17 protein-coding genes are annotated in these 20,989 nt (G+C 62.3%); 4 read left to right on the top strand and 13 right to left on the bottom strand.

Annotated elements, in window-relative coordinates:
• Window positions 1-7: 7 nt before the first annotated feature.
• Window positions 8-1,159 (bottom strand): pyridoxal-phosphate-dependent aminotransferase family protein, encoded by a 1,152-nt coding sequence (locus ABR989_RS00785; protein WP_428125103.1) that lies wholly within the window; start codon window positions 1,157-1,159, stop codon window positions 8-10.
• A 233-nt stretch (window positions 1,160-1,392) separates the two neighbouring features.
• Here ABR989_RS00785 and ABR989_RS00780 point away from each other — a divergent pair, with 233 nt between their 5' ends.
• Window positions 1,393-2,430 carry a hypothetical protein gene (locus ABR989_RS00780; protein ID WP_428125102.1) on the top strand — a complete coding sequence of 346 codons (1,038 nt, stop codon included), beginning with the start codon at window positions 1,393-1,395 and terminating at the stop codon, window positions 2,428-2,430.
• A 12-nt stretch (window positions 2,431-2,442) separates the two neighbouring features.
• On the opposite strand, the gene ABR989_RS00775 is transcribed toward ABR989_RS00780, so the two are convergent.
• From ABR989_RS00775 to ABR989_RS00750, 6 genes are all read right to left on the bottom strand, one after another.
• Window positions 2,443-3,213 (bottom strand): enoyl-CoA hydratase/isomerase family protein, encoded by a 771-nt coding sequence (locus ABR989_RS00775; RefSeq protein WP_428125100.1) that lies wholly within the window; start codon window positions 3,211-3,213, stop codon window positions 2,443-2,445.
• A 404-nt stretch (window positions 3,214-3,617) separates the two neighbouring features.
• Window positions 3,618-6,053 carry a leucine--tRNA ligase gene (leuS, locus tag ABR989_RS00770; protein ID WP_428125099.1) on the bottom strand — a complete coding sequence of 812 codons (2,436 nt, stop codon included), beginning with the start codon at window positions 6,051-6,053 and terminating at the stop codon, window positions 3,618-3,620.
• A gap of 87 nt (window positions 6,054-6,140) precedes the next feature.
• The gene (locus tag ABR989_RS00765; RefSeq protein ID WP_428125098.1) at window positions 6,141-6,671 is read right to left on the bottom strand and encodes a GNAT family N-acetyltransferase; all 531 of its coding nucleotides are present in this window, start codon (window positions 6,669-6,671) and stop codon (window positions 6,141-6,143) included.
• A gap of 24 nt (window positions 6,672-6,695) precedes the next feature.
• On the bottom strand, window positions 6,696-7,361 hold the full coding sequence (locus ABR989_RS00760) for an O-methyltransferase (protein ID WP_428125097.1): 666 nt from the start codon (window positions 7,359-7,361) through the stop codon (window positions 6,696-6,698).
• A 9-nt stretch (window positions 7,362-7,370) separates the two neighbouring features.
• Window positions 7,371-8,645 carry a DUF7453 family protein gene (locus ABR989_RS00755; protein ID WP_428125096.1) on the bottom strand — a complete coding sequence of 425 codons (1,275 nt, stop codon included), beginning with the start codon at window positions 8,643-8,645 and terminating at the stop codon, window positions 7,371-7,373.
• Window positions 8,646-8,763: 118 nt separating this feature from the next.
• Entirely contained in the window at window positions 8,764-9,219 is a 456-nt protein-coding gene (locus ABR989_RS00750; RefSeq protein ID WP_428125094.1) for a Mut7-C RNAse domain-containing protein, read from the bottom strand.
• A gap of 86 nt (window positions 9,220-9,305) precedes the next feature.
• Here ABR989_RS00750 and ABR989_RS00745 point away from each other — a divergent pair, with 86 nt between their 5' ends.
• Complete coding sequence (locus ABR989_RS00745; protein ID WP_428125092.1) at window positions 9,306-9,929, top strand: alpha/beta hydrolase; 624 nt, start codon at window positions 9,306-9,308, stop codon at window positions 9,927-9,929.
• Here ABR989_RS00745 and ABR989_RS00740 read toward each other — a convergent pair.
• From ABR989_RS00740 to ABR989_RS00715, 6 genes are all read right to left on the bottom strand, one after another.
• On the bottom strand, window positions 9,926-11,044 hold the full coding sequence (locus tag ABR989_RS00740; RefSeq protein WP_428125090.1) for an aminopeptidase: 1,119 nt from the start codon (window positions 11,042-11,044) through the stop codon (window positions 9,926-9,928). The genes ABR989_RS00745 and ABR989_RS00740 overlap by 4 nt on opposite strands.
• A gap of 22 nt (window positions 11,045-11,066) precedes the next feature.
• Complete coding sequence (locus ABR989_RS00735; protein WP_428125089.1) at window positions 11,067-12,908, bottom strand: ABC transporter ATP-binding protein; 1,842 nt, start codon at window positions 12,906-12,908, stop codon at window positions 11,067-11,069.
• Window position 12,909: 1 nt separating this feature from the next.
• Window positions 12,910-14,661: an ABC transporter ATP-binding protein gene (locus ABR989_RS00730; protein WP_428125088.1), complete on the bottom strand. Its 1,752-nt coding sequence runs from the start codon at window positions 14,659-14,661 to the stop codon at window positions 12,910-12,912.
• A 163-nt stretch (window positions 14,662-14,824) separates the two neighbouring features.
• Complete coding sequence (locus ABR989_RS00725; protein WP_428125087.1) at window positions 14,825-15,766, bottom strand: IS110 family RNA-guided transposase; 942 nt, start codon at window positions 15,764-15,766, stop codon at window positions 14,825-14,827.
• A gap of 215 nt (window positions 15,767-15,981) precedes the next feature.
• Window positions 15,982-16,734 (bottom strand): glycosyltransferase family 2 protein, encoded by a 753-nt coding sequence (locus ABR989_RS00720; protein ID WP_428125085.1) that lies wholly within the window; start codon window positions 16,732-16,734, stop codon window positions 15,982-15,984.
• 3 nt (window positions 16,735-16,737) lie between these two features.
• Window positions 16,738-17,805 carry an Mrp/NBP35 family ATP-binding protein gene (locus ABR989_RS00715; protein ID WP_428125084.1) on the bottom strand — a complete coding sequence of 356 codons (1,068 nt, stop codon included), beginning with the start codon at window positions 17,803-17,805 and terminating at the stop codon, window positions 16,738-16,740.
• Window positions 17,806-17,933: 128 nt separating this feature from the next.
• On the opposite strand from ABR989_RS00715, the gene ABR989_RS00710 reads away from it, so the two are divergent.
• Window positions 17,934-19,823 carry a DUF4838 domain-containing protein gene (locus tag ABR989_RS00710; RefSeq protein ID WP_428125083.1) on the top strand — a complete coding sequence of 630 codons (1,890 nt, stop codon included), beginning with the start codon at window positions 17,934-17,936 and terminating at the stop codon, window positions 19,821-19,823.
• Complete coding sequence (locus ABR989_RS00705) at window positions 19,823-20,986, top strand: acyl-CoA dehydrogenase family protein (RefSeq protein ID WP_428125081.1); 1,164 nt, start codon at window positions 19,823-19,825, stop codon at window positions 20,984-20,986. Before ABR989_RS00710 ends, ABR989_RS00705 begins: the two co-directional genes overlap by 1 nt.
• Window positions 20,987-20,989: the final 3 nt, after the last annotated feature.

The following is a 20,989-nucleotide window of genomic DNA, read 5'->3' as shown; positions in this document are numbered from 1 at the left end:
GTTGATTTCAGATGCTCCGTGCCAGGCGCGCCTGAACGGCGGCTACGCCGGCGCCAAGTTGAACGTTTGCGCCGATCTGCTTAAGTCCCATCTCGAGCGCGCCAACCGCGATCAGCATGTCGAACGGGCTCAAATGACCCATGTGTCCGATGCGCACGAGCTTACCCTTCATCTGATCCTGGCCGCCCTGAACCGACACGCCCAGGCTGTCGCGCAGGAACTTGACCAGTTTGCCGCCGTCGAGACCTTCAGGGACCAGGATGCCGGTGACGCCGGGAGCGGGATTGTCGGGCGACAGCAGTTTCAGTCCGAGTGCCGCAGCAGCGTCGCGAGTGGCCTCCGCCATCAGCGCGTGACGCGCGTAAACCTGCGGCAGACCTTCGGCGTGAATCATTTCGAGTGATTTGTTGAGGCCGCAGATCAGCGACACGGCCGCAGTCCATGCCGTGGTATGCTCGTCGCGCTGCGCCTTCAATTCTTTGAGCAAATCAAAATAGAAGCGCGGCGTCTTGATTTTCTTCGCGACGTCCAAAGCGCGCGCCGACAGAGCGACCATTCCGAGACCCGGCGGAAGCATGAGAGCCTTCTGGCTGCCCGTGACGAACGCGTCAACGCCCCATTCGTCCATCTTCTGTTCGAAGACGCCGACCGACGTGATTCCATCTACGATCAGCATCGCGCCGCGCTTGCGGCTGACCTCGCCGATCGCGGCCACCGGATGCACCGCGCAAGTGGAAGTTTCGCTGGCCTGCACGAGCACGGCGCGCGACTCGGGATACGCCTTGAACGCATCCTCGATTTGCCCCGGCCGTGCGGCGCGGCCCCATTCAACGCGCACCTCGTGCCCAATCATGCCGAAGGCGGCGAGCAATTTGCCCCATCGCTCGCCGAATTTGCCGCCGTTGACGTAGATTGCATGTTCGCCCGGCTGCAGCAAATTGGTCACCGCCGCTTCCATCGCACCCGTGCCGGTGGACGCGAGCAGGATTACCTCGCTCGAGGTGCCGTAGAGAGGTTTCATCCGATCGCGCGCCTGATCGAGCGCAGAACTGAACTCGGGCGTGCGATGGTGGATGATCGGACGAGCCATCTCGAGCAAAACCTCGGGCGGTACGGCAGCCGGCCCGGGCGTGAACAGGTATTTCTTCATTTGCGGCATTCTTGACTATTCACGGGGGCGCTCGTGATTCGGGATGGCAGCCAAAAAAAAGGCCGGTGCCCGCGCATGCGGATCGCCAGGCCACGATTTGTCCCGGTTTCGCCGGTTCCCCCGTCCTCAGCACTTGGGATAACGGAGCCGGGAGGCATAGTCAAGGCGACACGCGGCTCGCGACGGTTTCGAGCCGACGTTGAAATGGCGCGCCGGCAATTGTTAAAGATGGTCACGCTCCGATGCCGATAGAATGCGAAATCCGCGATGGCGCCCTGGTCTGGGTCAAAAATCCGATCACCGGCGTGATTTCATACGTTGTCGACGTTCGTGGCAAGAGCTTCGCGTTCACGCTCGGCGGCCGCGAGAGTGCCGATCCCGACACACCGCATCTCAGCGCCGAGGCGATTCGCCGCGCGACCGAGTCATGTCCTTTCTGTGCGGGCAACGAAAGGCTTGCGGCGCGCGAGCTCTTTCGGATTACTGCGGATGAAATCCCCGAATGGAACGGGGCGAAGACTGCCGATGGCGCGAGTTGGGTGGTGCGCGTGATCAGCAATCTCTTCCCGCGAATTCCCGCGGAGTTGACCGGAAACCGCAACGAGTCGTACATCGTGGTCGAAGACCCGCGTCATTTTATCGACGCGCCGCGATCGCAGGCCGATTTGATGTTTACCGGCGCGCTGGGCGGCGGTCATTTCCTTCGCCTGATGCAAGCCGATGCGCGCGTGATGCGGCTGGCGTTGGAGAATCCGGACGTTTGCTCGGTTGTAATCCGCAAGAATCAGGGGCGCGAGTCGGGCGCCTCGCAGCCGCATCTGCATCAGCAGATCATCGGATCGCCGGAGCCGTTTCCGGCCGTGCTCGCGGAGGCGCGCGCCGAGCGTGAGAATCCTCATCTATGGCGCGAGATCGTCGCCCTGATGGAGCGTCTCAAGCTGGTGATCGATCGCGGCGACTCTGTCGTCAGCTATGCGAGCCCGATGGGCGGGTTCCCGCGCAGCTACGATGTCGTGATGCCCAACTATCGGGGATTGGTATCGGAGCTGACGCCGGACCAGATGCAGCAATTTGCAAATGCGATCTATCGAATACTGACGATCTTTGGGCCGTTGCCGCTTGACTATGAAATTCACCAGGGCGAGGGAATTCCCCTGCACGCGCATCTGAACGCGCGGCTGTATCCATATTCAAATGTCGCGGGAACCTTGAACCTGCCGAGCACGCTGCTGGAGAGTGCCGGCGCGATCCGCAACGCACTGGGCAGGCATTCCGACTGAGACGCGCGCGCGCTAATTCGCCTTCCAGACCGGCTTGCGCTTTTCCAGGAACGCGCGCACCCCTTCCCGGGCGTCGCTGCTGTCGCGAACGGAGCGCGCCATCTGCAACAGATCGTCGTGCCACGCGTCGAAGGTCTCGCTCATGCATCGGCGCACCGTCGCTTTCATCGCGCGCAAAGACAGCGGCGCGTTGTCGGCGATCCGCTCGGCCAGCGCACTCGCCGCCTCGCCGAGCTTCGCGTCAGCCACGACCTCATGCACGATATTCATGTGACGGCTGCGCTCGGCGTCGAGCAAGTCGGCGGTGTAGAGAATCCATGCGGTGTTGGCCGATCCGCAAACCTCGATCAGCTTGCGCGTGAAATCGTACGGCACCATCAACCCGACGCGGCCGAGCGTCATGCCCAGTTTGGCGTTTTCCGACGCGATTCGAAGGTCGCAATGCAGCGCCAGTTCGAGTCCGCCGGCGAGCGCGGCGCCCTGGATAGCCGCGATTGTTGGCACCGGAAACCGCTCCAATCGGCCGAAGACGGACTCAAGCGAGGTCGGGTTGTGACTGCCGCTGGCCTCGGCCACTTCCTTCAGATCGATTCCCGCGCAGAAGCTCGCTCCTTCGCCACGCAATAGCAGCGCACGAATTTCGCGGTCGGTTTCGAACTTGACGAGTGCATTGTTGAGCGCCTCGATCATCGGCTGATTGAGGGCGTTGCGCTTTTCGGGACGGTTTAGCGTCAAGACCGCGTAATTGGGATGGCGTGTGACTTTAAGTACTTCCTCGGCCATATCGGTCGCTCCTTGCTGATGATGAAAAGGGTCCAATGTCGTGGGCGGGAGCATCGCACGCCCGGCGCGCGTCCTTCAAGGTTCGTGACGATTTGGGCGCTGGTTCAGTTTCGATGAAGCTGAACCCGGGTTTCAGGCCGGGTTTGGGGATGAACTGTTCAGCCTGACCGCGGCGGATTTAGTGTGCTACGCGTGCGGTATGGACAACCCCCACGATGCCTCATACTGGCCGGGTTCGCCCGAAATCGGGCGGCCTCCGCTTTTAGCAGAAATAATTTCTGACGGAACGAAACTAGCCATAGAGCGCAGCCGTCCCAAAACCACTACATATGGTATGAATTGCCGTTCCGAGCCCTTTCGGCCTATCAGGCCTGCAAACTGAACCAGCGCGGCGATTGACGCGGCTACGCGACGATGCTGAGCATCCTGTCTTTTACGAAGATGAACTTGGTCGGCGTCTTGCCGGCGAGGTGGCGCGCGACGGCCTCGCTCTTGAGCGCGAGTTCACGCACGTCGGCTTCCGAAGCGCCCGCGCCGACCTCCAGGCGATCGCGGACCTTGCCGTTAACCTGCACGACGACGGTTACCATCTCGTCGCGCACCAGTTTCGGATCGAACTTCGGCCACGCCTCCAGATGAACGGAAGTATCGTGGCCAAGCGCCCGCCACATTTCCTCCGTGACGTGCGGCGCCATCGGCGCGAGCATCAGCACAAAGGTCTCCGCGCTGAAACGGTCCATCTCCCCGGGCCTGAGCTTCGCCAAATAGTTGAGATGATCCATCAGCGACGCGATAGCCGTGTTGAAGCGCAGCCGCTCGATATGATCGGTGACGAGCTGGATCGTTTTGTGCGCGCGCTTGAGCGTTTCTTCGTTGGGCTTTGCGCCGGGGCATCCCGCCTCGACATAGCGCCGAATCATGGTCCACACGCGAGTGATGAATCGGAGCGTGCCCGCAACGCCGCTTTCGTTCCAGTTGGTCGCTTCGTCAAAGGGGCTCATGAACAGCTCCCAGAGCCGAAGCGCATCAGCGCCGTACTTTTCGATCATCGCGTCCGGCGTGACGACGTTGCCCTTGCTCTTCGACATGCGCTGGCCGTCGGAGGCCCACACCACACCCTGGTTGCGCAGGGCGGGAAAAGGTTCATCGAATCCAATCAGTTCCGCGTCGAACATGACCTTGGTCCACATCCGCGCGTACAACAGATGCATCACGGCGTGCTCGGCGCCACCGACGTAGAGATCGACCGGCAACCAGTAATCGACCGCCCCGCGATCGAATGGGCGGCTGTCTTCATGCGGCGACGCGAAGCGGATGAAGTACCATGAGGAGCATGCGAAGCCGTCCAGTGTGTCGGTCTCGCGCTCAGCCGGGCCTCCGCACTTTGGGCAGGTCGTGTTGACGAACTCGGCTACGTTGGCGAGCGGAGAGCGGCCGGTGCCCGACGGCAAATAGTCCTTCATCGCAGGAAGCATCACGGGGATTTGATCATCCGGCACCGGTACGATTCCATCCGTCTTGCAATACACCATCGGAATCGGACATCCCCAGTAGCGCTGACGCGAGATCAGCCAGTCGCGCATCCGGTAGGTGATGGTCGCGCGACCGATTCCGTTTTCCTCGGCGTACTTTGTTACCATATCGATCGCTTGAGCCGTCGTTTTGCCGTCGAGGAAGCGCGAGTTGATCGCGATGCCGGGTTCGGTGAACGCGCGATCCGCCGGTGGAGCGCTGCCGTCGGCTGGTGCCGTCACCCGCGGGATCTCGAGGCCATACTTTCTAGCGAACTCGAAATCGCGCTGATCCTGGCCGGGTGCGCCCATGATTGCGCCGGTGCCGTAGCCCATCAGGACATAGTCGGCGATCCAGATAGGGACGTCCTTGCCGGTAAAGACGTTGTGCGCGTAGGCGCCGGTGAAGACGCCGGATTTCTCCTTGACCGTCGACATCCGCTCGATTTCACTCTGGCGGCGCGCGTCGGCGACATAACTCTCGACCATGGCGCGCTCGGCGGGGCCAGTTATCTCGGCGACGAGTGGATGCTCCGGCGCGAGCACCATGAACGATACGCCGAAGACGGTGTCGGGGCGTGTGGTGAAAAAGCGGATTTCTTTACCGGCGTGGCGGGCCACCGGGAAAGCAAGTTCCGCGCCTTCGCTGCGCCCGATCCAGTTGCGCTGCATCAGCTTGATCGGCTCCGGCCAGTCGATCCCATCCAGATCGGCGAGCAATCGATCCGCGTAATCGGTGATCTTGATATACCACTGCTCGAGATCCTTCTTGCTGACCGGATTGTCGGTATGCCGCCAGCAGCATCCGTTGACGACCTGCTCGTTGGCGAGGATCGTGCGGCACTTGTCGCACCACCATTGCGCCCCGGTGCCGCGGTAGGCCAGGCCGCGTTTGTAGAGCATCAGGAAGAACCACTGAGTCCACTTGTAATACTCCGGCGACGACGAGTTGATCTCGCGCGTCCAGTCGTACGCACATCCGGAGATTGTCAGTTGGCGCTTGAAGTTGGCGGCGTAACGCGGCACGGTTTCGGTTGGATGCGACCCTTTCAGGATCGCCTCGTTTTCCGCGGGCAGTCCGAACGCATCCCATCCCATCGGGTGCAGCACGTTGAATCCCGCCATCCGCTTGAAGCGCCCGACGACGTCGCACGGAACGTAGTTGTGCAGATGACCGACGCTGAGGCCGGCGCCGGACGGGTAGGGGAACATCTCGAGGATGTAGAATTTTGGCCGGCCGGGTTCCTCGCGCGTGCGGTAGAGATTGGTGCGTTGCCAATCAGCCTGCCACGCGGGCTCGATTTTTTTTGGGTCGTAACGTTCGTCCATCGTGATGTCGCCGGATATGCGTCTCAACTACGCGAGTTTAGCGTGCCGATCGTGCGGCTCCAACTATGTCGCGGCGCATGCATGGTTTCAGGAGCGGGTGAAGAAGTCGCGAGCTTCCAAAATATAGAGGACGTGCGGCAGGCCGGCATGCACGATGTCGCGCTGGTAGGTGAAGCCGCAATGCTCCATTACGCCGCGCGACGCCCGGTTGTGCGGCAAGGTGAAGGCAACGATTCGTTCCAGGCGCATCACGTTGAAACCCAGCTTCAGCGCCGCGATTGAAATCTCAGTCGCGAGTCCTATCCCCCAGTTGTCGGACCTGATTGCATACGCGAGTTCGATCTCGTCGCGGCCCTCGACGACGGCGTGTTTGATTCCACCGTAACCAACAAACTCGCCGGAGACCTGCTCGCGGAAGACCCCCAATCCGAAACCGTGCAGCTTCCAATGCTCGGCGGCGTTTTTCAGGAAAGCACGGGTCTGCACTTCGCTGAAAGTGTTGCCGTCGGCGGACAGCGTCGCCATCACGCGCGGATCGGCGTGCAGGATGCGAATATCTGCGAAGTCGCCAGGAACAGCGGGCGTGCCGATCAGACGGCGAGTGTTGACTTCGTTCACGCCGGATTCGAGCGGTTCGCGCGGTTACTTCTTGCGAACGATAGTGACGCCGTCGCTGAAGCCGATCATCACGGCCTCGACGCGGGTGTCTTTGGCGATGAAGTCGTTGAGCGCGCGAAGCGCCAGCGTGTCCGCGTCCTTTATCGCTTCATCGACGATTGCGCCTTTCCACAGCACGTTGTCGAGCAGGATGAGTCCGTTCGGACGCAGCCGCTTCAGAATTTCCTCGTAATAGATCGCGTAGCTTGACTTGTCGGCGTCGATAAATGCGAAGTCGAAGCTATGCGAAGCCGGGATCGCCTTCAGCGTGTCGGCCGCGGGCCCCAGCTTGAGTGTTATCTTGTTCGCGACGCCCGCCCGTTCCCAATAGCGGCGCCCGATGCTCGTCCATTCCTCGTTCACGTCGCAACATAGAAGCCGCCCGTCGGCGGGCAATGCGCGAGCCACGCAGAGTGCGCTGTAGCCGGTGAACGTCCCGACCTCGACTGCGGAGCGCGCGCCGATCGCGCCGGCGAGGATCGCCATGAAAGTGCCTTGCTCGGCGGCAATCTGCATTGTGCTAATCCACCCCAATTTTGCGGTCTCAGCGGCCAGTTCGGCGCGGATCGGATCGCCGTTGTGGCCGTGCGCAACCAGGTATTCATAGAGTTTGGGAGTGAGCGCGAGAAATTGCGAGGGTCCTGACGCCATGCTTATTTCTCACCGGCCGCCGAGATAGGCGAAGTCGCCGTGCTGATTCACCGTCAGCGTGCCTGTGAAGATCGAATGATGCTTCTGCGCGCCCATCGCGATTCGGTAGATCAGTTCAGACTCGCCGACCTCGAAAAATGCGTCGTCAGGCGATAGCACGTAGAGCTTTTCGTGATCATCAGAATCGGTGGCCCCGATGAACATAGCGCCGGAAGCCGTCAGCACCGGGTCGCCCAGCGACTCCAGTTCAGTGCCGAAGGGAGTTAGCTGTCCGCGCTGAATCCGCAAATCGAGGCGCTGTCGGGTCAGCCGGAAAATTGCGGGTATGCGCGCGCATCCCGCGAGCACCGCGGTCGTTCCGTCAGCCATCAAACCCGGGCGCCCCGCCGACAGATATGACACCGGACCGACCGAAGTCAGAGTGCCGGTCGGCAGGATCCTCGCCATTGAACCCCCGCTGTACAGGAACAGCGCCGCGCCGCTGGGCGACTTGGCCGTGAACGCGACCATTATCCCAAGCGGAGTGGGCAGCGCTGCCGGCAATCCGAACGGGCGCTGATAGAGCGTGTGATTCGGTCCGTATTCGCCTTCGACCGCAAGCTCCGAAACGCCGCCGTCAACGGAAGCCAGCAGGAGCGCCTGACGATGTCCAGCCGGCTTCCCGTTCTCGCCGAGAAACCCGGTGAACACGACCTGGCCGTCATCGCTCATTTGCGGGCTGCCGAAGCTCAGCACTGCGATCTCGTGCCCTTCATTGGTTTTGTTACCCGCCTTCGCCATGCAGGTGAGTTTGCCGTGCGAATAAAAAAACAGCGCGTCACGGCCATGCGGCACTATCGACATGAACGCGATATTTCCGTCCATGTCTGCCAGCGGGTAAGGGTCGCCCTTGAACGCGGGCCTGCAATCACCGACTGGCCCCTTGGGATTGAACGCCGCGACTACGCGATGGCTCGGTACGGCATCGGCATTGCCGATGAAGATATTCCACCGGGCCTTGATATTGGTGTCCTTGGGCTGCGTCTCGGCGCCGAAGATCACGCGTCCATCGGGCATCATCGACGGCACGCCGACTTCGGTCACGACGCCGCCACCGGGCGCCGGCATTCCGATTCCGGTGATCAGCGTCGGGACGCCGTTGCTGTCGCTGGCATAGACCGCCTGCGTGTTGTCCATCTGCAAATCGGCGCTGCTTCCATTGAGGGTCAGCGAAACCGCGTGCGCTCTCAGTGGAGTCAGGAGCAGAATCACGAGCGCAGATGGGAAAGGCCTGAAATTAAACATTTTTCCCCCAGCCGCTAATCAGTAATTCGAATCTGGGGTCCCCGAAATTCTTATAGTCGCCAAAGCCTCCCTAATGCAACGCAAAGAAAAAGCCACCGCGCGGCTGCGCGTCAGGACGTCAGAACGCGATTGAATCCAGCATCGCATGGATTCGCTCCGGATGCGTCTCGGACCAGTAAATTCGGCCGCACCTCTCGCACTCGGCAAATCGATCGTGGCTGGCAAAGACGTAGGGCGGCACTCGCCGCGACACGAGTTCGCGTGCAACCGACGTCAGCAGATGGTTGCATCGTGAGCATCGCGTCAGCGCAATCACTCGCGGGTCGAGCCGGAAGCGTCTGACAGCCTCGCGCAATTGACTTCTGATCGCGTTGCCCTCGATGAAAAAAACGTCGGCCGCGGTTCGAAGGCGTTTATCGCGGGTCACCAGGATTCTGTTGTCTGCGCGAGCGATCTTCAGAAGCTCAGCGCCGGTCAGTGACGAGTCCGTAATAACGTCGGCGCCGAGCAGCCGCAGCCATCGCGCTAATCGCATCAGCATCCTGTCAGCCGCAAGTCGGGGAGTTTCATCCATTGCGATGGACTGTATTATATCAGCGATCGACGGAACCGTAGTCCGGGAAAATATGAAGTGACAGTTTAAGTTTTGAGAGGCGCGCGATGCAGGAAATTCAGGTGTCGTTTCAATCCGGCGATTTGAGCTTGGAAGGTCTGCTCGCCAATCCAGGCGCAAATGCGCCTGCAGCGGTGGTCTGTCACCCGCATCCGGCCTATGGCGGCTCGATGTTCAACAACGTTGTCGATGCGATCCTCGCGGCGATGTGGCAAGCCGGATATGCGACCTTGCGCTTCAACTTTCGCGGCGTCGGCGCCAGCGAGGGCGAGCATGACGGCGGCCCCGGCGAAGTCGATGACGCCGTCGCGGCAATGGCGTTTGTGCTCGCGCAGCCCGGCGTGCGCAAAGAGGGCGCCGTGATGGCAGGATATTCGTTCGGCGCGATGGTCGCGGTGAGCGCAGGATATTCACGCGCGGAGATCGCGCGAATAGTCGCTGTCGCGCTGCCGCTTGCGATGGCTGATGCGCGCATTCCGGATGGCGCATCCAAGCCCATACTGCTGGTTTCGGGCGATCGCGATTCGTACTCGCCCGTCGCGGGGCTGAAAACGCTTATGTCCAAAATCGGCGACTCGGCGCGACTCGAGATCATAACCGGCGCGGATCATTTCTTCGGCGGCCGCGAAGCGGAACTGTCGCGCGCAATCGCCGCCGCGCTTGCAACCTAGCCGCCGCCGGAAGGCGCGGGAGCCGCGCGGGTCGCCTCCCAGATGGCGTAGAAAGGATCGTCGGGATGCGCCTTCGCGATCGAAATGATCTGCGCGATCGTCGCGCGCAAGCCGCCGTGATTCATCCGATCGAGCGCGGCGAAGTTGTCGAGGTCGTGAAAGTAGATCAGATAGTTCACCAGCACGGCGTTGTTCAGCGGCTGCTTGTCGAGGTCGAAGCGCTCGAGTCCCGATAGCGACGGCGCCAGCGCAGCGTAGTCGGCCTTGATCGCTGCGAAGGCCGTTTCGCGGCGCTTGTCGAGCTCCTGTTTCGGCGGCTTCGCCATGTAGATGTCGAGCAGGCGCGCCTGCTCCTGGAGCAGAAAGCCCGCGAACTTGAGATCGCTCTCCAGGATGCCACGCGCCGCGATTGTGGCGGGCGCCGATTCACCGTCAGTCGCCGCGAAAAAAGCTACCGCGCTCGCGCTGCCGACATAGTTGGCGGCCGATTCGTCGAACATCGCATCGCTCGCCAGATAATACGTGCGATGGAAAAGTTCGTGGATGATCACGCCGGCCAGCTCGACGCGGTCCAGCTTGAGCAGATTCGACAGCAGCGGGTCGCTGAAAAATCCGAGGCTCGAGAACGTAACCGCCGGCCGCACCATCGTGTCGAGCCCTTGTGCTTCGAGCGCCGCCGCTTCGGCCGTCGCATCGCTCTCGTCGAAATAGCCGCGATACGGTACGCGGCCTACTATCGGGAACCACCATGTGTACGGCTCCAGCGAGTCGCGCGGCGCCGCCATCAAGACGTGCACGACCGCGCTCTGAGCCACGAGCGCGATGCTTTGATACGCACCGCCGACATTGAGGCCGAGTTCTTCGGCCGCGAACTTGCGCACCGCGAGCACGGTCTCCAGCTTCGCACGAATGTCCGCCGGAAGGTCTCCCCGCGCGAGCGCATCGTCAATCGGCTTGCGGTTCCACAGAATTCGGCCTTCCTCGTACGCGGCGCGTGCGAGGTAACCCGCGTAGCATCCGCCCAGCACAATCGGCGCGAAGACCAATGCTGCCAGGCGCAGCAGATATGCCGCCTGAAGTCGCGCCCGCGCCGGGCGCCGCGTCGTGCTAGCCACTTCTCCGTCCACCAGGCTGGCGTCAGCCCGCCACAAGGCGGTCGCTGTTCGCCATTGCGGCGTACTGCAATTCGAATAGCCGGTAGTAGAGTCCGCGCTGTGCGAGCAGTTCGTCATGCGTGCCGCTTTCGCGCAGCACGCCTGCGCCCAGCACCATGATCCGATCGGCGCGCTCGATGGTGGACAGCCGATGCGCGATTACGACCGCGGTGCGCTCCGCCAGCAACTCGTTCAGCGCCAGTTGGATCAGGCGCTCGGTCTCGCTGTCCACACTCGAGGTCGCTTCATCCATCACCAGGATTCGCGGGTTGTACGCCAGCGCGCGTGCGAACGACAGCAGTTGGCGCTGCCCCCCCGACAGGTTCGCGCCGCGTTCGCGAATCTGCTCTGCGAGTCCGTTCGGCAACCGCTCGACGAATCGCAAAGCCTGCGCCCGCCGCAGCGCATCGCGCACTTCGGATTCGCTCAGGTCGGTTCGCGACAGGCGGATGTTTTCCATCACATCGCCCGCGAACAGGAACACGTCTTGTTGCACGTACCCGATTTCGCGGCGAAGAGCGCCGAGGTCCCACTCGCGCACGTCGACGCCGTCAACCAGGATTCGTCCACCGGTCACATCGTACGAACGATTCAGCAGCTTGATGATCGTCGTTTTTCCGGAACCCGTCGGCCCCACGATCGCTATCTTCTGTCCCGGCTCGACCGTGAAGCTCAGGTCTTTCAGAATCGGTTCGCCGCGGCGATATTCGAAGTTGACGTGATCGAACACGATCGCCCCGCGCGAGACCGCCGGCCGCTGCGGATGCGCCGGAACGGGAAGCATCTTCTCGCCTTCCATCAGGGCGTGGATTTTCTCGACCGCCGCGAGCGCCGACTGGAGCGCGCTGTACTTGGTAGAGATCTCGCGCAACGGCATGAAAAACTGCTGAGCGTACTGGATGAACGCGATCAGCGTGCCCAACGTCACCAACTGCCGAATCACGCTGCCGCCGCCGATCCACAGAATAACCGCGACCGTGATGGAGCTTAGCGCCTCCACCGATGAGAATTGGGCGGCCTCGTAAACGTTGGCCATCATCTGCACGTCGCGCGAACGCCGGTTGAGCGCATCGAACTCGCGGCGGCTTTCGCGTTCGCGCGTGAAGAGCTGCACTATCATCATGCCGGCCAGCGATTCGGACAGGTAAGCGTTCAACGCGGCGAGACGGTCGCGTATCTGGCCGTACACGATGCGCGATCTGGAACTCAGAAAGTAGATGACCAGCGTCAGCGGCGGAATCGCGCACAGCGCCGACAACGCCAGGCGCGGGCTCAAGGAGAACATGATCGTCACGACGCCCAGGAGCGTCATCGCATCGATGAATATCGTCAAGGACCCCGCCGAGAACATATCGTTGATCGCATCGATATCGGTCGTCATTCGGCTGACCAGCCTGCCGACCGGCGTGCGATCGAAGAACGACATCGGCAAACGCTCGACCTTGCGAAACAGCGCCATCCGAAGATCGGAGAGGCTGTACTGCGCGACCATCATCATCAGGTAAAACTGAGCGTAGAACGCGGCGAACTCGCCGATCACCAGCAGCAGATACAAAGCGCCCAGCACGAACAGGCCGTGTCCGCCCGACGCACGAAACAGCATCGCGAGCCATGCGGGTGGCCGTGCCCCATGCGAGCCCGACAGAAATTCGTCAACCGTGAGCTTGATCACGTATGGCTGTGCGAGCAAAAACGCCGTGTCCAGCGGCATCATCACCGTCGCCAGCCAGAACAGCCCCTGGTAAGGGCGGATGAAACCCCACACCCATCGCACCAGCGCGGCATCGTAGGTCCTGGCGAGCGCCTTTTCCTCGGCGACCTGCATTTCAGTAGCGGCTTAATTCCTCTTCGAGCAATTGGCGATGGAACAGCTCTGCGTAAATTCCACGGCGACCCATCAGTTCCTCGTGCGTGCCGCGTTCGGCAATCTCCCCGTCTTCGAGCACCACGATCTGATCGGAGTCCCTCACCGTCGACGCGCGATGCGAAACCACGATGGTGGTGCGGCCCTGTACGCTCTTCTCGAGACTGTCCAGCACCGCCTTTTCGGTTTCGGTATCGACGCTCGACAGCGCGTCGTCCAGCACGACGATCGCCGGATTGTAGGCGAGCAGCCGTGCTATTGTGACGCGTTGCTTCTGCCCGCCCGACAGCGCCATTCCGCGTTCGCCGACTACCGTGTCGAGTCCATGCGGCAACACCGCGATGTCCGGCTCGAGTCCCGCGATGCGCGCGGCGTTCTGGATTTCATCGATCGACGCATCGGTCTTTCCGAATGCGATGTTGCGCGCGAGCGTGTCCGTGAACAGCGTCGGCTCCTGCGGGACCATTCCCACCGTGCGTCGGAGCGCGCCCAGCGCCATCTCTTCTATGTCGCGGCCGTCGAGCAGTATTCGTCCCTTGGTCGGTTCCAGCAGCCGGGTCAGCAGCTTGACCATGGTTGATTTTCCCGACCCGGTGCGGCCGACAATTGCGAGCTTTTCTCCCGCGCCCACTTTGACGTTGATGTTCTTGAGCACGTACGGAACCTTTCCGTTCGCTCCGTCGCCATTATTCGGCAGGTAGCTGAACGAGACTCCTTCCCATTCGACTGCCCCATTTATCTCGAGCCTGAGCTCCTCCCCTGCGACGCTATCGGCCCCGCGCGCGTTGAAAATCTCGTCGAGACGCTTCATCGACGCCTTGCCGCGCTGATAAATCGCCAGCATGTATCCGAGCGAGATGGTCGGCCACGCGAGCTGGCCCAGGTAGCTCAGGAACGCCACCAGCGATCCGAGCGACATTCGTCCGTTCATCACCAGCGACCCGCCGTAAATCAGCACGACCATCGTCGAGGTCGCCGCCGCGCCGCGAATCATCGGCATCATCGCGCCGCGCGTGCGGGCCAGCGCGAGACCCTGCTCGTTGTAAGCGTCGTTGATTTTGCGGAACAGCCCGGCCTCGTGTTCCTCCAGCGTGTACGCTTTCACGACCGGGATCCCCGCCAGGCTTTCCTGCACCTTCGAGCCGATCGTCGCCAGCCCCTCCTGCACTCTCAGGCTGCGCATCATCATACTTCGCATGAGCCAGCGGATCGCGACGAACAGAACAAGGTACGGAAGTATCGCGAACAACGTCAGGTGCGGGCTGAGCGAACTCATGAAAGCCAGCCCGAGCCCGAACATCAGCGGAGTATTCGAGACCGACATCACGAACATTCCCGCCATCATTCGAACCGCGGTCAGGTCGTTGATCATCCGCGACATCAAGTCGCCGGTCTTGAACTTCTGGTAGAAGTCGGTGCCAAGCGTCGTCAGATGCTGGAACAGATCGTTGCGCAAGTCGTACTCGATATCGCGTCCCACGTTGAAAATAACGAAGCGCGAGAACCAGCGGACTGTTCCCAGCATCAGCGCGAAAACGATCATCAACTCCGCGTAATGCGCGACCAGGTCGAATCGATGCTTGCCGGTCGCGTTTATCGCGCCGCGGATGAACAACGGAATGATCATCGCGAGCGTGGCGTTCGCGAACGTGCATGAGATCCCGAATGCGTAACGCAACCGGTAGCGTCGCGCGTAGAAGAGCAGTCGTTTCATGGGCTGTCGGTTAAATTATCAGGTCTGCGCCGCGATAGAAGTGGATCCCCAGTCCTGCTCTTAACGTTGGGTGCAGCGACTGTGATGGGGGTCAAGCTGGACACGCGATCCAACCCACCCTCCTCAAGGGGTTGAGAGGATGGGTTGGATCGCGCTTTTTGTTTTAGGCGGGGCATTGAGGACTCCATGGGGTGCGATGTTTGAGCATGGCGTTGAGGACGGTGAGCAGCTTGCGCATGGCCGCAGTAAGCGCGAGCTTGGCGGGCTTACCCATGCTGCGCAGCCGCAGGTAAAAGTCTTTAAGCGCGGGATTGCAGCGCACTGCGGCGAGCGTGGCCATGTAGAGTGCGGCGCGCACTTGGGCGCGACCGCCGTACACCGTGCGCCGCCCGCGCATGCTGCCGCTGTCGCGGTTGAGCGGAGCCACGCCGACCAGGCTGGCGATCTGCTGGCGCGAGAGTGCGCCTAGTTCAGGCAGGTCGGCCAGCAACGTGGCGCACAACACCGGACCGACTCCGGGGACTGCGCGCAGCAGGTCTTCGCGCTCGCGCCACAGCGGCGAGCTGCGCAGCATCCGGTCAAGATCACCGTCACGCTCCTTGAGCCGGCCCTCCAGCCAGCGAATATGCGCGGTGATCTCCTTGTGCAGCAGCTTGGGCGTGCTGCCGAGCCGGTTACGCTCGGCGGTCAGCATCTCAACCAGCTCGCGGCGCCGTGCGACCAGCGCCTTGAGCTCGAGTTCCTGCGCGTCGGGCAGCCGGCGCACTTCGGGTCGCATCCGCTCGGCAAACAGCGCCAGCACACGCGCGTCGAGCGTGTCGGTCTTGGCCAGCCGTCCGCTGGCGCGCGCGAACTCGCGCACCTGGCGCGGGTTGACTACCACCACCGGCATCCCGGCCGCGCCCAACTCGGCGACCAGCGCGGTCTGCAACCCACCGCTGGCTTCCAGCACCACCAGCGCCGGCGCAAGCTCCACCAGCCGTGCGACCAAGCTGGCGATCCCGCCGGCATCGTTGGCCACCTCCAACAACTTACCCGTTGCCCCCAGCGCCACGTCCAACCGCGCCTTGCTTACATCGATCCCGACGTACACTTGAGCTTCCATCGCTGCACCTCTGCGTTCCGGCCGCGCCCGTCCTTGCGCGGTGCGGGCTCGACCACTTGCGCCGGCCCCGGCGACTGTTCGGGCTGTGACCTGGTTTTCAGGGCGCGGCGACCCGCGCTGCACCGCGGTCTCGCTCGTTGCGGACCCAGGGGTTATCGGTCTGCCGCGCCCAGGTTTGAATCCATCTTGCGACCCTGACCGCAAGATACAAGGGGTCACCCCTGCTTGAGCCGGCGCTCGTAGAGTTTCGCGTATTTGAGAAACACGTAGAATGCGGCCGTCATCGCGGCGTACAATCCGCGTCCGCCGTCGCGAAACCCGCCGCGAAGAATATAAAAATTGAAAAACCGCCACGCCGGATTCGCTATCATCTTGAATGGCGTGAACGCGTTCGGCTCCTGCTCCATCGCCGCCCGCGAGCTGAACCGGTTAATCGTCGCAACGTGATCCGCGATATCGCGGTAGCTGAAATGCAAAATCTGCCCGTCCAGCCGCTCGACCCGTCCTTCGACTACGACCTTGTCATGCGGATCGCGGCCGCCTATATGCCCGCGTTCGCGCCGGAACAGGCGCACCGGCGTGTCCGGATAAATCGCGTGCGAGTAGTAATGCCCCAGGTGGTACAGGATGCGCCGAATCCGGTAGCCGTCGGCGGGCGCCGGCGATGATACCGTGCGAACAATTTCCTCGCCGAGGTCGTGCGTCGCCTGCTCGTCGGCATCCATCAGCAGCACCCAGTCTCCCGTCGCGCGATCGAGCGCCATCTGCTTCTGCTTCACGTAGTTCGTGAACTCATGCTGCACGACGTCGGCGCCGAGGCGGCGCGCGATCTCGACCGTCTTGTCGGTCGAGAACGAATCGATGATGATTTTCTCGTCGCAGAACCACGCGCTCTTCAGGCACTGGCCGATCAGCGCCTCTTCGTCGCGCGTAATCGTGATCAGCGAAATCTTTGGCCGTTCTGACATCCGCTAAGACGCGTGCTGGGCTTCCGATCGGTCGAGTCCTTCGATCACTTTCGACGCAATCGACTTGAACGCCGCGCTCACCGGATGAGCCGGGAGGGCCGCGACGATCGGGCTTGCCCGGTCTCCCCCTTCGCGCAGCTCGCGAACCAGCGGCAGCTCGCCCAGGAACGGCACGTTGAGCGAACGCGCCAGCGCGGCGCCGCCGCCGTGGCCGAAAATCTCGTGGCGATGGTTGCACTTGCGGCAAACGTAGTAGCTCATGTTCTCGACCACGCCGAGCACCGGCACGTGAACTTCCTCGAACATCGCCACGCCGCGCTTCACGTCGAGCAGCGCGATCTCCTGCGGCGTCGTCACGATCACGCCGCCGTCAAGCGCGACGCGCTGCGTGATTGTCAGTTGCGCATCTCCCGTGCCGGGAGGTAGGTCGAGCACCAGGCAATCCAGCTCGCCCCATTCGACGTTGAACAGAAATTCCGTTTCGAGCTTGGTGACCATCGGCCCGCGCCAGATGACCGCGGTCTCGTCGTTGATGAACAGCGCCATCGATATGTAGCGAATTCCGTACCGCTCCAATGGAATGATGCGCCGCTCGGGTGTGACCGTCACCGCCTTCTCGACCCCGACCATCATCGCCACGCTTGGCCCGTACACGTCGGCGTCCATCAGGCCGACGCGCCAACCCAACGCGTGCATCGCGAGCGCGAGGTTCACCGCGACCGTCGATTTGCCGACTCCGCCCTTGCCGCTGGCCACCGCGACGATGTGCTTGACGCCCGCGATTGTCCGCGGCTGCGCTATCCCGGCCGCAGCCCTCGGCGCGCTCTGCGGAGCCTGCTCGACCTGGACGTTGACGGCAGGCACGCCCGGCATCGCCGCAACCGTCGTCTTCACCTCGGCCACGATTTTCTCGACGACTTCGGGTTTAGCCGACGCCACCATGAGCGAGACGGTCACGCCTGCGTACGCGACTTCGATATCTTTTATGATCCCGAACGACACGATGTCGCGGGTGAAGCCCGGGTATTTTATTTTCTTGAGTTCGGCGAGAATTTCATTTGGACTCGGCATTGTGCGGATCGGACCTGTCGATGGTTTCGATTAGGATGCGGCCACGCTATCAAAGCGCGACGCTCATGTTATCATTCCGGGACCCCCGGAAAAACGACGGGTCGAACACATCGGGAGTTCTATAAGAAGTGAGCAAAGCAGGCGTCGGCCCCTGTCCCCGAGTACGCTTCAGCGGCGCCGGCGGCGAAGTCGCGGCGCTCGCCGCTCGCGATCTGTCGAGCGGACTCGCGGCGATGCTCGCCGCTCGGGTCGGATCGTCCGCGGACGCGTCGCTACCACGAGCCGAAATGAGAATTGAGCTCGGCGATTCGGCGCCTTCCGCGCACGCAGCGCCTATCGCACTGGAAGGCGACAGCTTCGAGGTCACACGCGAAGGCGGCGGCGCCGGCGCCGGCTCGATAGTGATTCGTGCCGGGACGGAGCGCGGACTAATCCATGCGGCGTCGAATCTGCTCGAAAAGCTCGGCGCACAGTTCCCACCGGGCGTTGCGCCATCGTATCCGCGCATCGAGAGTGCCCGCGTTGGCGCGCTCGAACCCTGGCGCGTAACTCCCGCCTTCAAGCGTCGCGCATTCGTGTCCGACATCATGACCTGGAACTACAACTTCGCCGACCGCCTCGATCTGCATCTTCGCCACGACCGCGAATTCATCCCATGGATGGCGCGCCAGGGGATCAACGCGTTCTCGTACATCCGCCATGCGCACGACACGCGCCTCAAGATCGACGAGATCGCGCCGCTTCTGCGCGAGCGCGCAATAGACGTCGAATATGGCGGCCACGTCCTGCAACTTCTGCTGCCGCGCGATCGCTTCGCGGAGCACCCGGAGTATTTCCCGGCCGGCGACGACGGCGTTCGAATCGCCCGCGGCAATCTCTGCGTCTCCAATCCCGACGCCGTTGCTATCGTCCGCGCGGGCGCGCTCGCCTACGTTCACGACCATCCCGAGAACAGTTTGCTGCACATCTGGGGCGCCGACGTATGGCGCGGCGCGTGGTGCCGATGCGGTCAATGCCGCGAGCTCCCGCCGCAGATCCAATACATGAATGTCGTTAATGCAATTGCCGGTGCACTCGCCGATGACTCCGATGCTCCGCCAATCGCCTATCTCGCCTATCACGACACCATCGATCCGCATCCCGGCCTGAGGCCGCTGGACAACGTATGGTTCGAATGGGCGCCGCGCGAACGATGCTACAGCCATGCGATCGACGATCCGGCGTGCGAGATTAATCCGCGCTACCTCGAATCGCTCAAACGCTACATCGAGATCTTCAAGGGCCGCGGCCACGTCTTCGAGTATTACGCCGACGCGATCCTGTTCGGCGGTTTGGGCTTCGCGACGCCTGCGGTAGTGGCGCGCGATCTCCGCGCCTATCGGTCGCTTGGGATCACGAGCATTTCGTGCCTGACTTTTGGCGCCTACAGCGTCATGGCCTATCCTGTGAACCTGGAGGCATTCGTTCGCGGATCGCGAGATCCCGATTTCGAGCCCGATACAACTTTAGTTGACGTATCCGTCGGACGGCATCCGCGATGCGCCCCCGAGATGGCCGCCGCCTATCGCGCTGTTGAGCGCGCGTCGAAGCTGTGCCTCGACTATGCCGACGTGATGCTGCCGGTGATGCCGCCCGAAAGGACCGCGCGCAAGCGCGACGAGTTGCGAGAAGCCGCCTTGACGTTCAACGAGGCGATTGCCGCGGCTGACCAGATTGCGCTGAGCCTGGATACTCCCCTCGCGGATGCGGAGAAGGGTCTCTGGCGCTATAGCAGCGACGTGCTCGCGGGACTGTCTGACTATCTGGGAGCGCTCGGCGAGGCAGGCGCCGATCGCCGGATACGTGGCGAAGCCGCCATCGCCAAAGTCGCGGGCGCCATCGAGCGCATCCGCGGGATCGATCCCGAAATCAAGGGAACCTGGGGCGCGTACGATCTCGAATGGATCCGCGAGATGTGGCTCAACGCGCTTGCGCGCGGGCTCGATGGAGACGGAAAACCGCCGGAGGAACTGTTCTGATGGACGCTGACAATGGATTCGTACTGTCGCCGGAACTGAGGTCGCTTCGCGGTCAAGTTGGAAGAATAATCCGCGAGGAAATTATCCCGATCGAAGCGCGGATCGATCCCGACGCGCCCGAGATTCCCGAGGATGAATACTGGCCGATCGCGCGCAAGGTGCAAGCCGCCGGAATGTGGTGCATGGGCGCGCCGCGCGAGTACGGCGGCGGTGGTCTGGGCACTTTCGACATGTGCGTGCTGACCGAGGAAATGGCGCAGCATCGCATGGGACTCTACAACCCTGGATGCGGGGTCTTCGGGCGCACGCCGCCACCGGTGATCTACGCGGGCAGCGAGGAACAGAAGCGCACCTACGCCGGCGGCACCATCAAGAATGCCTGGCACACCTTCTTCGCGATCACGGAACCGTCGGGCGGTTCCGATCCGGCCGGCGCGATCCAGTGCAAAGCGGTTCGCCAGGGCGATACCTACGTCCTCAACGGAACGAAAATTTTCATTTCGCATGCGCACGAGGCCGAGTGGGGCGTCGTCTTCACCCGCACCGACGCCAAGGCCGGCCGCAAGGGAATCACCTGCTTCATAATCAAGAAGGGCGCGCCGGGATTCACGGCGCGGCCGATTCGCACACTGCGCACCTCGGCGGTACCCAATGAGGTTCAGTTCGAAGATTGCGTCGTGCCAATCGAGCAGCGCCTGGGGCCCGAGGGCGAGGGCCTGAATCTATGCCTCGATCTGCTGACGCGGCTGCGCTTTCCGTACTCGGCGTGCAATGTCGGGGTGGGAGTGGCTGCCCTCAGGATGGCGATCGATCATGCCAAGCAGCGCAGCACCTTCGGTGAACTGCTCGCCAAGCGGCAGGCGATACAGTGGATGCTCGCGGATTCGGAGGTCGAGCTGCGCGCGGCGCGGTGGCTGACGTGGGAAGGAGCGTGGAAGGCCGATCGCGGCGAAGATTTCCGCACCGAGGCGTCGATCGCAAAGCTCTATTCGAGCGAAGTGCTCGGCCGCGTGATCGATCGCGCTGTGCAGATTCATGGCGGCTACGGCGTCAGCAAGGAGTTCCCCATCGAGCGGTGGTACCGCGAGGCGCGAATCCGCCGGATCGGCGAAGGCCCCAGCGAAGTGCATCGGATGGTGATCGCCCGCTCGCTTTTGCGATGAAGA

This window comes from Binatus soli (SeqCode), assembly GCF_050015535.1.
GTDB classification, from domain to species: domain Bacteria; phylum Desulfobacterota; class Binatia; order Binatales; family Binataceae; genus Binatus; species Binatus soli.
The sequence above is the reverse complement of the archived record's forward strand: the minus strand, read 5'-3'. Positions and strand labels throughout refer to the sequence as shown.

Bases quoted from the DNA above. Each gene is read 5' to 3' on its own strand.
- ABR989_RS00785 (WP_428125103.1), bottom strand. From the start codon at position 1,159: ATGCCGCAAATGAAGAAATACCTGTTCACGCCCGGGCCGGCTGCCGTA.
- ABR989_RS00780 (WP_428125102.1), top strand. From the start codon at position 1,393: ATGCCGATAGAATGCGAAATCCGCGATGGCGCCCTGGTCTGGGTCAAA.
- ABR989_RS00775 (WP_428125100.1), bottom strand. From the start codon at position 3,213: ATGGCCGAGGAAGTACTTAAAGTCACACGCCATCCCAATTACGCGGTC.
- leuS (WP_428125099.1), bottom strand. From the start codon at position 6,053: ATGGACGAACGTTACGACCCAAAAAAAATCGAGCCCGCGTGGCAGGCT.
- ABR989_RS00760 (WP_428125097.1), bottom strand. From the start codon at position 7,361: ATGGCGTCAGGACCCTCGCAATTTCTCGCGCTCACTCCCAAACTCTAT.
- ABR989_RS00755 (WP_428125096.1), bottom strand. From the start codon at position 8,645: ATGTTTAATTTCAGGCCTTTCCCATCTGCGCTCGTGATTCTGCTCCTG.
- ABR989_RS00750 (WP_428125094.1), bottom strand. From the start codon at position 9,219: ATGGATGAAACTCCCCGACTTGCGGCTGACAGGATGCTGATGCGATTA.
- ABR989_RS00745 (WP_428125092.1), top strand. From the start codon at position 9,306: ATGCAGGAAATTCAGGTGTCGTTTCAATCCGGCGATTTGAGCTTGGAA.
- ABR989_RS00735 (WP_428125089.1), bottom strand. From the start codon at position 12,908: ATGCAGGTCGCCGAGGAAAAGGCGCTCGCCAGGACCTACGATGCCGCG.
- ABR989_RS00730 (WP_428125088.1), bottom strand. From the start codon at position 14,661: ATGAAACGACTGCTCTTCTACGCGCGACGCTACCGGTTGCGTTACGCA.
- ABR989_RS00725 (WP_428125087.1), bottom strand. From the start codon at position 15,766: ATGGAAGCTCAAGTGTACGTCGGGATCGATGTAAGCAAGGCGCGGTTG.
- ABR989_RS00720 (WP_428125085.1), bottom strand. From the start codon at position 16,734: ATGTCAGAACGGCCAAAGATTTCGCTGATCACGATTACGCGCGACGAA.
- ABR989_RS00715 (WP_428125084.1), bottom strand. From the start codon at position 17,805: ATGCCGAGTCCAAATGAAATTCTCGCCGAACTCAAGAAAATAAAATAC.
- ABR989_RS00705 (WP_428125081.1), top strand. From the start codon at position 19,823: ATGGACGCTGACAATGGATTCGTACTGTCGCCGGAACTGAGGTCGCTT.